We start from the raw sequence: 12,693 nt of genomic DNA, 5'->3' as shown, positions 1-12,693 counted from the left end.
TTAACTCTCATTATTTTCTTCCTGTTTCGCTGTCGACAACATACCACAAGCTGCAAAAATATCTTCTCCTCTTGAAGAACGGATGGTGGTGAAAAGCCCGTGTGACGTCAGATAATCACGAAAACGGGTCATCGTTTCCATGTCCGCTCCTTCGAGGTCTACTCCCGGTATGGCATGAAAACGAATCAGATTCACCCTGCAATCCAGTCCGCGAAGAAGCTTCAGTAGCTCTTTGGCATAGACCTGCGAATCATTAAGCCCTTTAAAAACAATATATTCAAATGAAAGTCGACGTTGTTTGCTAAAATCATAGTTTTTTAACAGTTCCACCATCTCGGTGATCGAATATGCCCTTTCTGCCGGCATCAATTCGGAGCGTTGAGCTGTCAATGGAGAGTGAAGACTGATGGCGAGATGGCAATCGTTTTCTTCGATAAAACGCTGCAATCCTTTCCGTAGTCCGACTGTAGAAAGTGTGATACGCTTCGGGCTCCAAGCATAGCCATAGGTAGCGGTCAGTAGTTCCAATGCTTTCAGCACCTCATCCAAATTATCAAGCGGTTCGCCCATTCCCATCATCACGACATTGGTCAGTTTGTCGCGTTCCGGCAACGAATGAATCTGGTTGATGATCTGACTGGCGGTCAGGTTGGCGGTATAGCCTTGTTTACCCGTCATGCAGAACTTACAGTTCATCTTGCAACCTACTTGTGAAGACACACACAACGTTGCCCGGTCGTCATCCGGAATATAAACCGACTCAACAAAATGATTCTCACCAACTTTATAAAGATACTTCACCGTACCATCTACAGAGCGCATTTCATCTACCGGAGCAGCTGCTCCCACCTCATAGTTCTGCTTGAGCAACTCCCGGTGTTTCAACGACAAATTAGTCATTTCATCAATCGAGGCTACCTTCTTTTCGTAAAGCCATGATGCAATCTGTTTGGCAGCAAAGCCGGGCATACCCAGTCTTTTTGTCAATGATTGAAGCTCTACAAGAGTCATTCCTAAAAGGGGATATTTAGACATTCTTCTTTCTGTTGATGGTTTATATTTGCAAATGTAAGGAAATAAAGTCGATTTCTATATAGCGAGAATGCAAAAGTTAACAAAAAAGGGAAGTAGCCCCAAGTTATGAACGAACCACATCTATATATTGAAGCAGCTTTTTCGCCATTTCCGAGTCACTACCATTCCTTTTCACTTCATGATCGTACGCCTCACGAAAACAGGACAACGCATCTTCCCGTTCATTACAAAAACTGTGTAAAACCCCTAGATTTTGACAAGCCAGAATCGTATGATCATCCTCCCATCCCAAGTACTTCTTCCGTAGTTCAAACTCTTTTAAGAAAGCATCTTTCGCCATTGGATAATTTTCCATCTTTGCATAAGCTTGCGCTTCGTAGTAACAGACCTCACTAGAAACATCAGGATCAATATCCTCGTGAATATCTAAAGTCGTTGCAATACGAATTACGTTCCCATACTCCTTATTCTCGTAATATTGTCGCATAATATCACATCTCAATGCCTCGTAACGGACAGTTAATTCAGCCAGACGCGGCTTTTCACTGAAAAACTTTTCATGCAGAAGAGACTCACGAAAAAATAAAGTAGAACTTTGTTCATCTCCACGCTCCTTCATCACCCGTTTAAACTCTTTGCACAAATGATACAACTCTTTGTGACAAGCCACGATCTGTTTCCTATTATCTATCTGTATAGCAATACCCAACGCCTCATTCACCAAACTCCACGCTTCATCATATCGCTTAATATAATAAAGACATTTTCCCTGCATACGCAAACATTTAGCCACTCCACTCGACAGTCTGCCATTCAAAGATTCGTGCATTTCAGCCACTTTCCGGAATTTCTTGGCGGCACTCTCTTCCTCATCCCTATAATAATCACAATAAGCCAAAAATTCGGAAAGTTCAATAACTTCTGCCTGACTCTTCTCGTCAGTAGAAGCCGCATGATAATTAAGCGCCCTATTCAAATAAATCGCAGCCTCATTGTATTGCTCATTGTAGTAATATGCCAGAGCCAGATTCCGACAGGTATTGGCAATCTCCAATTCCGGAGTTGGTACAATACTTTCCTGCATCACCAATGCTTTCAAGAAACAGTCGCATGCCGTTTCGTATTCTTCATTGCGGGCGTACCGGCATCCTTCATTCATCTTTAATACCGACTTGGCAATTAACGGTATCGCTTCTCCTTCCATACTTTTCTCGCTCACCTCCATTGCCGCCTTCGTCAGATGGAAAGAGCTGCTTAAGAAAGTAGCCATGTCATTAGCAATGACAGGAATCAAAAAAGAGTCAATCTGACCAAAGTCCAATTCAGCATAGGCTGCAGGCGTAAGCGAAGGGTTATCGTTCATTATCGCCTTCCAACAATCTTCTAATAGAGAATAATTAGTGCGATACAGGATTTCGAAGGTTTCCGCATCACAAATCCAATCTCTTAAAAAGTCCCAATGTTGCATCTTATAACTTTGATAAGTAATTTCCACTTGATAGCGATAAGAATCATGGTAACAAAACTGCTTCATGCGATAGTTATAATCAGCAAAAGTCAAAGGATGCGAAAGAGTATCGCTATCATCCAGAAGAGCAACAATTATTTCCTTGCGACACTCGTCTATAGACACGTCATCTTGAGCAAAACACCGTTCAATCGCCTCTATCATTTGTGTATCACAAATGCAATATCGCCCCCCTTTGTTGGTGAGCCAACTACTCATTTCCACTCTCAACTGCGACCAAAGCAGCTGATTAATACCTGTCATACTCTTTACCTCATCTTCGGTAAATCCTTCTAAAGTAAGTGAAAGCATTAAAAGCGCTCTTCCAATCCTATCGAAACCATAATCAGACGACAAACGTCGGAGCACACTGTCGTAGAATTGGGCAATCTCGTTTATCTGACAATATCCACTCATATATTCACTAAGAGTATCATATTGACCAAACGAAACTAATTCATTGAGCAATACATTTAAGCAGCGCGGTTGTTTAGCCAGCCCCCATGAGCTAAGAATATCTTCTTGCTGTGCAGACAGAGCTTTAGAATAAGTAGACAAATATTGTTTTGAAAACGACTTTGCATCAGTCTGCGAAAAGCCATTCAACCGGTAATGAACGTACCCGTTCCGGACAAAAGGCAGATATGCAGTAGATGATGCAGCAAAACTTAACACGACCTTCACATTAGACGGTATAGATCCGAATAAAGAAAACAGAGATACTTCCGTTGAATTTAGATAACTGATATCATCAATCAATAAAATGATAGCATATTTTGATCTCCCCAGCGCAGCCCATAACTGACTGAACTTTTGAATAGAATTCAAATCTTCCTCAATTTCTTTAATGTTTCGAAGTGTGTTTTCTGAAAAACCGTCCAATACATTATTCCCAAACACCATTGATTCTCTCACAATATCCAGAATCGATCTGGCTGTACCTTGAGTTGAATCTGATTCCTTTGAAACTTCAGCGGTAAACAAATCTTCTTCACCTAAAGTCTGACATTTAAGTGCATTCTGACATTTGGCAGCTAATGCCCTCACCAAAGTCTCCGGATAAGAAGACAGCGTAGTATTGTCCAGTCGATGATATATGGGAATCATCTGCGTATCATTGTTCACCCAATCACTCCAATGAGCCAGCAGAGCACTCTTACCAAGACCACGATCACCCGTTACAACCAGACACCGTTGCTCATCCGCAGCTAAGAAATCGGAAAAAGCCTGATCCGCTTCAGGTATTGGATGATAATTAAATAAGAGTTCATTACGGGTTAACTGTTCTTGCAATGCCTGGTTATCTTCCACAGTCAATACACTAGGAAACTCTTGTTCGAGCAGTTCTGTGAAAGCAGATTCTACAAATTGACATAGCTGCTCGGGCGAATCATACTCTTGCACAGGATAGCGATCCTGCTGCAAAAGACACTCTTTAAGATGCTGCAGCTTATGAAGCTCCTCTTTAGGACAAGAGGGATCAGTAGCAGACTGTTTGATATAAAAATAGGCATGCAACGGATCGGGATTGCGCAGTACTCCAAACTGCATTTCCATCTCTGTCACACTCAAGTGGTTATTCAAATCATCTTCCACCCAACTATATTCCAGGCTATCACTGAAAGTCTGCGATATATCTTCATAACTGGGACACCATCCATAGCGTTCACCTACCATGCCAATGAAGAAAGGCCGGGAATGCACTATTTCTTTCAAACAGATTTCGACCACCTTGCCACTTTTTGCATCTTCTTCTGTGATGCCCCAACGCAGGTCGACCAATGAAATGGTAACACCACGGCTGGCAGCCTTCACTTGCAAGCCCTTAAAAAGTTTGACTAATGCAGAGCGTTCCATCTCCATGTCTCTGAACGTTGACGAAAGGAATACACGAATGATACGTGAATTTTCAGTGGGAACTGAATACTGGGCTAGTTGTTTGGTCATAATATAGATTCATATTAGTTAATGAAGTATTTCACAAAGCCAATTAAAGATTGGCAAGGTATGGAAAATTTATCAGATAACAAAGATCGTAAACGAAAATGAGAATAAAAAAGGCACGGATTACACGGATTTCGCGGTTCTCTCATAAGTTAAAACCGTGTAAATCCGTGTAATCCGTGCCTGAATATCTATTCCTATTACTTCTTTAGAAGAACAGGAAGCGTGTATCTTTTACGTTTGCTTTCAGATACAAGTCGTTCATCAGACGGCTGGCAAAACGTGCGTGCATGTTAGTCAGCGTAGCTTCTTCAGCTTTTGCGTCGAATGTTTCGTTCAACTTGTCTTTACCGTATACTTGCAATACAAATACTCCGGCGTTACCTTTAATAGGAGCACTCAACTGATTTTCCGGAGCAACAGAAGCATAAGCACCTACCAGCGGCTCGCTGCTGCGCAATGCTGATACATAAGCAGGGGCTGCAAAAGTAACCATCTTCAAAGAGTCGCTGACTGCATTAGCCATATCTTTGTACTGGTTGAATGAAGTTGCATTGGCAGCTTTCATGTCAGCCATGATCTTTTCAGCTTTCTTGTCTTTCACGATTTCAGCTCTCAACTGATCCTGTACAGCTTTCAACGGACGGTATCCTTCCGGTTTAATGCTTACCAGACCTACCACCATCAGGTGATCGCTTTCGCCACATTCGTACAAGCCGGAAACATCACCCGGTTTCGCTTTATCAAATGTCCATCTCAAAGCCTCTTTTGTACCTCTCACGCCACCGATGTTATGTTCTGAGCTGCTCAAATCCATTCTGTCGAGCAATCTGTAACCAGCTTCTTCAGCGTTAGCCACCATCTTTTCTACACTAGGGTTAGCAGCGATAAACTGGCTGAAATCATTATAAGCACGGTTGTAAGTTTCTTTGCTGAACTCTACTTCACGCTTGATAACAGCTACTTTATATTTATCTTTCACAGATTTCTTGTTAGTCACCTGAAGGATTACATTTGCTTGTCCCATCGGCAAGTTCACCAGTTCGTTCACACCTGCATTGTTGATAGCAGAGATGAATTTCAGGTTGTCACCATCTAGCTGTGCACCTTCATACTGTGCAGAAGTGATCCAGTTAGCATCACCAGTCTGGCCATATTTCTTTGCAACATCTGCAAAGTTAGCACCGCCTTTAATAGCGTTATAGATACTGTCAGCCAATGTCTTTGTCTTCACTGCATCTTCTGCGTATACCTGAATCTGACGGAATTCCACAGAGTCGGCAGCAGCAGCCTTAGCAACTACTTTAAAAGAATTGATTGTATTGTCGGCTCCGTTATAGTAAGGACCATAAATAGCACCAACAGAAGCAGAGTCCAAACGTGCAACTACATCTGACGGGAAAGCTGTCTTGTTATAGAACAAGTCTACATAAGGAGCTTCCGAGCCAACCGAACGGATAAAAGAAGTATAATCATCCGTAGTGGTAGCCAACTGTGCAGTAGCTTCGTCTACTTCTTTCTGGATAGCTGCTCTGTCTTCAGCACTTGCAGTTACCTGTACATCAATATATTTGACGTCACGAGTTTCCTGATATTGCTTGAATTGTTCTTTCTTCTTGTTATACAAATCTTTCAGTTCCGATTCTTTCACTACAATTGTAGAATCTACCACAGAAGAGTAAGGAATACCAGCCATCAACACATTGTACTGGTTTACTCTTGCATCGAAAGCATCCTGTGCTTCCACCGGATTAGAAAGAAGAGCTTTAGAAACCAATGCCTGGTATTTTTCAGCCAGACGGCTCTGAATCAACGTTTTCTGGATGAACGACCAGTATTTATACATATTGTTGTATTGTTCAGCATACTGTGCCGGCATCTGTGACTCGCTCATCTTGGCATATTCCACGAGGAACTTGTTCAACATATCCTTGTCGAAGTTGCCTGTTTGCGGATTCTGGAAAGGAGTTTGTCTCAACAAAGGATGAACGCCAGCTTTCAGGATGTCCTGAATTTCAGCAGCAGAAACAGTCAGTCCCAGTGCTTTTGCTTCTTTTTCAACCAGTTTATTGTTTACGTAGGAACGCCATACTTCATCGCGCACCTGATTGGTTTGTTCGTCATTCAAGGCGGTCACCCCACGCATGAGTTTCACCACTTCGGTATATTCTTCTACCAAATTCTGATACTCTTGAGCGGAAAGAGCGTCTCCGTTCACCTCACCTACGTCATGTGCCTGATGCGGCTGCATCACCTTCCATGCGTCACCCGCAATGAAAGCAAACAGCGCCAAGCCGATAACAATCACCAATAGAGGTCCTTTCGACCTAATGTTTTGTAACGTTGCCATTTTGATTAATACGATTTATGTTATTATTATTTCTTTCTTTTGTCGTTTTAGCGCACGAAGATACAAAAAATGCTAATATGCATCTATTTATTGGCTAAAAATTTCTTGATTATCGTCATTATTCCAAGACTTTTAATCGCACGAGTTCTATTTTTGTCGCTGTGACCTTAATTATCTTGAATTGATAACGTCCTACCCGCACCACTTCATGCAGCTTCGGGAAGCTCTGGTATTGGTTCAGAATCAGCCCTCCTACCGTCAGATAATCGTCCGATTCGGGCAAATCAAGTCCGAACGTCTCATTGACTTTTTCTATCTCCAAGCGGGCGGACAACACATACTCGCGTTCGTCGATCTGCTTGCTGATGTAGGAAGTATTATCGTGCTCATCCTCTATATCTCCAAAGATTTCTTCCACGAGGTCTTCCAGAGATACGATGCCGGATGTTCCGCCAAATTCATCCACCACTACGGCAATCGTTTTCTTTTGCTGCATGAAGAGTTTCATCAATTTATGGGCGGACATGGTTTCGGGTACAATCGGCACTTGCTTCACATTCTCATGCCAGTTTTTCGGAGCACGAAACATTTCTGACGAATGGATATAACCCACTACATTATCGATATTTCCATCATACACAATGATCTTGGAGATTCCGGATTCGATGAAGCGGCTTTTCAACTCGTCCAGTGAAGTTATCAGATCAACGGCCACCACTTCAGTACGGGGAACGATACAGTCACGGATTTTTATGCTCGAGAAATCCAAAGCGTTCTGGAAGATTTTCACTTCCGTATCCAGTTCTTCCTCATTCTCGGCATTATCAATACTGCTTTGCACGAAGTAATCCAAGTCTACTTTCCCAAACGCTCTATCGGACGCATCCTTGTTGACCTTCATTCCAAAGACACGAAGAAATAAGCAGGACAAACCGGAAGCCAGTTTGGAAATAGGATATAGAATGACATAACAAACAATAAGTGGAATGGCAAAAATATTCAATACCAGATTGGGATTGATTTTGAAAATAGTTTTCGGCAGAAACTCTCCGGTCACCAGAATGATAAGGGTAGAAATTATAGTCTGCGCCAGCACCATCAGAAAATGATTGTCAATGAATCCTGCCAGCAAATTATCACCGATAATCTGTGCCATCAGGATACCATAGATGACCAGGGCGATGTTATTCCCCACCAACATGGTAGAGATAAATTCATTCGGGTTCTTGAAGAAGATGGAGAGGATGCGGGACGTAATTCCCCCCTTACGTTCCATCTCAAAACGCAGTTTGTCTACCGACACAAAGGCGATCTCCATTCCTGAAAAGAAGGCGGAGAAGACCATGGTGATAATTAGAGAGATATAAATATTCATAAGTTCTGATTTACGATTAGACGATTTACGATGTACGATTGATAGTACTTCGCCTATTTCGCTGAATCTTTTTTCACTGAATCCGGCAGTGCTTTTGTTTCCGGTTGGGGCGGACCACCCGCTTCCTCATCCACATAGAAAATGCCTTCGATATTATGGATGGTATATATGGTCATTTGCTGGTTCGAGTCGAATCCATGCCCTGTAATAATTCTGTCCGGTTGTTGAATACGTATAAACTTGTCAGAATACACCTTCTGGGTAGCTTCGTTCCAGTACAGCAGTTCCGTATTAAAACGCTCTCCTTTCCGGTTCTGTATATCTACGTTCCCTATCAGCTTCCAAAGCCTTTCTTTGTCATAATAGTAGGCAGTATCCGCTTTGATACTGGCTTCTATATGAAAGATAGAGTCGAACTGTTCCAGATATACGCCTTTCTCAAAGGCCCAATAGGATGGTTTCTTACGGTCGTACACCGACCATTCTTCCGTATTCACTCTGTAGCGTGTCACTCCGGAATCGGAGATAAGGGTGGTGACTCCCAATGTTGTCATCATCGGAAGGGAATCACGTTCAGTGATGGCCTCACCCATAGCTTTCTTCTTTCCGCCACAGGAAGATAATAAAAGAAGCATAACAATCACCCCGAAGGTGATTGTTATGCTCATGCTTTTATGCAATAAACGGTTTCTTCGTTTTCGCAACATACATTTATCTAATCGTTGTAGTCTCTCCTATCCAACCGCCGATAGTGATGCGGTCGCCTTGCTTGTAACCTAACATAAATAGGTCTTTAGCTTGCGGAGTATGACCTGAATATCTACCGATCAATTTGTTAGCTTCTTCAGCTACGCTCGGATCCACTTGTTTTGCACGTTGCAGTTTATCGATCACTGCAAAGTAAGTACACTTGTTCAGAGCAGATTCGTCGCTCCAGTTAGGACTCATTGCATAAAGGTTAGCAATCAGGATATAAGGAGCACCATAATTCTCGTTGAAACCAATTGCTTTCTGGCAATAAGCTCTTGCTTGAGACAGTTTCTTGGCAGAAGCCAGTACTGCTGCAGCAGCGTATGCTTTTTCAGCCTTCTTCATATTGTCTGTTTCCAGATTCACTGCTTCATCGAAGAATTTCACCGCACCGTCAATATCACCTTTCTTAAATGCCTGATAAGCACATCCGGTAGCTGCTTCTGCAGTAGGTTCTATCTTATAAGAATAGAAAGAAGCCTGTTGATAAGCGTCACTTTCAGTACATTTCATCATTTTCATGATATCGATTACTTTCTTCAAGTAAGCCAAGTCTGTTTGGTTAGCTTCTACTTTCGGTCCATAGATGCTTTGCAATGATTCACAATCAGCTGTTCCACTGTTCACAAACAAAGCAACCAAGTTGTCTTTGATACCCAGCAAAGATTTCTTTTTAGCTTCACTAGCCTCGGCTGCAATAGCAGCATCTACATATTCAGAAGCAGCCAGATAATCCTGAATGAACTGTTCTTTATGATTCGGATCCGTTTTCAGTTTATCCAAAGACATTTGCAGGAAATAGAAGATAGTTGCACCTGCCGATTCACCTTTCACAGCGTTTACAGACTGGCTCAACCATTGATAGGCCTGATTCACATCAATCTTCGGAGCAAAAGCAATATAATCTACCGCTTTGATACCCAGAGCTTCATCAACAGAAGACACTTTTGTACCTTTAGACAAGAATTCATCCGTATATTTGATACGCAGGTCATGCGTATTCATCAGTTCATTAAAATATTTCTGATAATCCGCACTATTCCGGTCTTTAATTTGTCCCATCAAGCCTTTCAGAATTTTATATCCGTCAGTAAAGGTATAGAAACGAAGCGTCGGGCAGTTTTCCAACACAGCTTTCCAAGGAGTATACGCATCTTTAAAATTACCAGCACGCACAGCTTCATGCGAAATACTACTGTTTGAGTTACAGTTAGACGCATCCTGTGCTACCACAGTGGTTGCTCCTGCCGAAAGGAACAACATAGCCACAAGCGTTTTAATTTTCATTGTATCTAAATTTTAGTTGTTATTATATAGTCGTCTATTCTCTCTCACATCGATTCATCCCATTATTCCACTCTGCGTTTGAAGAACCAACGTTCGTTGAACGTCAATCCGATACTCACGCGGAAGATATTTTCATTTACAAAAGCCGCTTCCTGTCCACTGATGCGAACAAACTGCCCGCTAATGCTAAGAATGGAACGGGAACGGGGTACAGGCAGACCGAAACCAGCAGTTACGCCATATTCACGGGTAGCCTCTTTGCCGCCGACCTTATAATACGGAGTCGTATAATAAGCTCCCAAACGGTATTTTATATGGGATAAATAGGAACGTCCAATCAAATTAGGAATGTATTCCGCACCCACTGATATTTTATGACGGTCGCAATACGTGTATGTTTCTTTAAAGTCTTCACGTACAGCTTCATCTGGTGTATTTACGTCAAATTTCGTTTTTGACCATTGTTGCAAACTATAATCCAGACCAACTGTTAGGCGTTTGTCATAGTTATATGTAAATCCGACGCCAAATGTATTAGGAACTTCAAACGTTGCATCCGGTTTCAATGTTGTAGTAGAAACCGCTGTGCCCGTAGAATTTGAAACCATTTGTGTCGTTACACTATAGTCATTACCCAATTGCAACTTCGGAGAATATATAGCTCCAATTGTCACTGAATGTTTTTTATCAATATCCAATGTATATTGTGCTCCAAAATCTAGTTTATAACTCGATACTGATGCAACCGATTGGTGATTATAATTATAAGCACCTGATACACTGGGATAATAAACGACACGTGTACGGTTTATATCTCCCCAGAAATAAGACGCATTCACACCTACCGAAAGATTTTTAAGAACCTTCACACCCAAACCGGCATATAATTGATGCAAACCTCCATCGCCAGTATAACTTCTGGCATAATCAGCCGTAGCACCGGTACTCGGATCTGTTGCAGTCTGTGTATCCGACACAGAATACCCCACATTGGAGAACGGCAGCAATCCGACACTCATCGCTATCCTCGGATGCAAACGAAATTGCATAGCCAGATAGTCAAAACTGGAGTTTTTAGCGTTCAGTTTCACACCGCTACCGCTAATATTCATATTTTGCAGACTGACACCTCCTTCAAAGAGGAATGTCAATGAGTCAATGGCTGTATACGAAGCAGGATTCAGCGGATTGATCTGTGCTCCATCCCGAAGTCCAAAAGCAATTCCCCCCATCGCCTTGCTGTTACCGAAACTCTGATCGGACAAGTCGCCATAGCCATATCGTGTATAAGGAGAGTTTGTATTATTTTGAGCGATTGCCATTCCGGTAACCATCGTGAGCAAAAGCGCACAAAGTGTGTGTTTAAATCCTACCATTATTATAGTTTAAAATTCTATTTAATCCTTTCAACACTAAAAATCTATCTGCAAAGATGATACTTTTTACGCTGCTATCAAAAGAAAAATCATCTCCGCCCGTTAAAAAAACCAAAAGTTCAGGATATTTATGCTTCATAGACTCAATATAACCTGAAATTTCGTATTCCATCCCTTTCATCACTCCGGCACGTATAGCCGTTTCGGTGTCCCGTCCCATCGGGAGTTTGCGCCCGTTGGTGTCTACCAGAGGCAAACGTCCTGTAAACTGATGAAGTGCTTTGAAACGCATTTGCATACCGGGAGAAATATTACCGCCATGATACTGACCTTTTGAGTCAATAAACTCATAAGTAATGCAAGTTCCCGCATCAATCACCAATATATCCCGATGAGGAAACTGCTCATTAGCACCCACTACGGCAGCCATACGGTCATATCCCAATGTTTCGGGAGTTTCGTACAGGTTGACAACCGGAAGCGGAGTCTGATGATTGAGCCAAAGCAAAGGAAACGGCAAAGCTGCCAAATCAGCTAATACCTTTTCGCTTAAATCAATGACAGTAGCCACAATCCCCTGTTCAACCGGATATTGGGAACAAAAAGCCTTCAAGCAACCCAACGACTGATTGGATTCAGCTACTACATCCACGATTTCTCCGCCGTCGAAGAAAGCAATCTTTGCCTTTGTATTTCCTATGTCGATTATTAAATTCAAATCTTTTGATTCTTTAGTGGGCGCAAAGGTAAAGTAAAAAAAGAAAAGTTGAAGCATAGAAGAGGAATTATCTTCTTTTTTCATTTTAGAAATCCCCAAAAACAAAAAAAATCGAACTATCTATTTTTAAATAGATCAATTATCTTTTATTGTTTATTATGTATTCCACTTTGCGTTCGGCAGTCTTTTTTTATTACATCATAAACAGCTAATAAGCAATAGATTACAAGAGAAAAACAGTGTTCCAAAAAGTGTTCCACTATTTTGTAATCAATTTTCCGTTCAAGCAGAAACATTATTTCACCCCAACAGAGGCTCCATTTAAAGAAAACAGAGCCTTTGTTTAAGCCA

8 protein-coding genes are annotated in these 12,693 nt (G+C 41.8%); all 8 read right to left on the bottom strand.

The annotated features are described in order from the left end of the window. Window positions 1–1,035 carry a 23S rRNA (adenine(2503)-C(2))-methyltransferase RlmN gene (gene rlmN / locus AB3G73_RS23445; protein WP_148364403.1) on the bottom strand — a complete coding sequence of 345 codons (1,035 nt, stop codon included), beginning with the start codon at window positions 1,033–1,035 and terminating at the stop codon, window positions 1–3. Window positions 1,036–1,138: 103 nt separating this feature from the next. Continuing rightward, window positions 1,139–4,489 carry a DUF4062 domain-containing protein gene (locus AB3G73_RS23440; RefSeq protein WP_367745696.1) on the bottom strand — a complete coding sequence of 1,117 codons (3,351 nt, stop codon included), beginning with the start codon at window positions 4,487–4,489 and terminating at the stop codon, window positions 1,139–1,141. Between the two features lie 205 nt (window positions 4,490–4,694). After that, window positions 4,695–6,836 (bottom strand): peptidylprolyl isomerase, encoded by a 2,142-nt coding sequence (locus AB3G73_RS23435; RefSeq protein ID WP_099146242.1) that lies wholly within the window; start codon window positions 6,834–6,836, stop codon window positions 4,695–4,697. A 118-nt stretch (window positions 6,837–6,954) separates the two neighbouring features. Beyond that, a complete protein-coding gene (locus tag AB3G73_RS23430) occupies window positions 6,955–8,211 on the bottom strand; it encodes a hemolysin family protein (protein WP_367745694.1) in 1,257 nt (418 codons plus the stop codon). A gap of 53 nt (window positions 8,212–8,264) precedes the next feature. Further along, window positions 8,265–8,879: an LPS export ABC transporter periplasmic protein LptC gene (gene lptC, locus AB3G73_RS23425; RefSeq protein ID WP_099146244.1), complete on the bottom strand. Its 615-nt coding sequence runs from the start codon at window positions 8,877–8,879 to the stop codon at window positions 8,265–8,267. 43 nt (window positions 8,880–8,922) lie between these two features. Beyond that, on the bottom strand, window positions 8,923–10,248 hold the full coding sequence (locus AB3G73_RS23420; RefSeq protein ID WP_099146245.1) for a hypothetical protein: 1,326 nt from the start codon (window positions 10,246–10,248) through the stop codon (window positions 8,923–8,925). Between the two features lie 62 nt (window positions 10,249–10,310). After that, window positions 10,311–11,624 (bottom strand): outer membrane protein transport protein, encoded by a 1,314-nt coding sequence (locus tag AB3G73_RS23415; protein WP_099146246.1) that lies wholly within the window; start codon window positions 11,622–11,624, stop codon window positions 10,311–10,313. Beyond that, window positions 11,611–12,399, bottom strand: coding sequence for a type III pantothenate kinase (locus AB3G73_RS23410; RefSeq protein ID WP_176553111.1), 789 nt, complete (start codon window positions 12,397–12,399; stop codon window positions 11,611–11,613). Before AB3G73_RS23410 ends, AB3G73_RS23415 begins: the two co-directional genes overlap by 14 nt. Window positions 12,400–12,693: the final 294 nt, after the last annotated feature.

Source organism: Bacteroides sp. L008, from assembly GCF_040812255.1.
Taxonomy (GTDB): Bacteria; Bacteroidota; Bacteroidia; order Bacteroidales; family Bacteroidaceae; genus Bacteroides; species Bacteroides vicugnae.
This window is presented reverse-complemented; position numbering and strand designations above follow the sequence as displayed.

Bases quoted from the DNA above. Each gene is read 5' to 3' on its own strand.
- rlmN (WP_148364403.1), bottom strand. From the start codon at position 1,035: ATGTCTAAATATCCCCTTTTAGGAATGACTCTTGTAGAGCTTCAATCA.
- AB3G73_RS23440 (WP_367745696.1), bottom strand. From the start codon at position 4,489: ATGACCAAACAACTAGCCCAGTATTCAGTTCCCACTGAAAATTCACGT.
- AB3G73_RS23435 (WP_099146242.1), bottom strand. From the start codon at position 6,836: ATGGCAACGTTACAAAACATTAGGTCGAAAGGACCTCTATTGGTGATT.
- AB3G73_RS23430 (WP_367745694.1), bottom strand. From the start codon at position 8,211: ATGAATATTTATATCTCTCTAATTATCACCATGGTCTTCTCCGCCTTC.
- lptC (WP_099146244.1), bottom strand. From the start codon at position 8,879: ATGAGCATAACAATCACCTTCGGGGTGATTGTTATGCTTCTTTTATTA.
- AB3G73_RS23420 (WP_099146245.1), bottom strand. From the start codon at position 10,248: ATGAAAATTAAAACGCTTGTGGCTATGTTGTTCCTTTCGGCAGGAGCA.
- AB3G73_RS23415 (WP_099146246.1), bottom strand. From the start codon at position 11,624: ATGGTAGGATTTAAACACACACTTTGTGCGCTTTTGCTCACGATGGTT.
- AB3G73_RS23410 (WP_176553111.1), bottom strand. From the start codon at position 12,399: ATGCTTCAACTTTTCTTTTTTTACTTTACCTTTGCGCCCACTAAAGAA.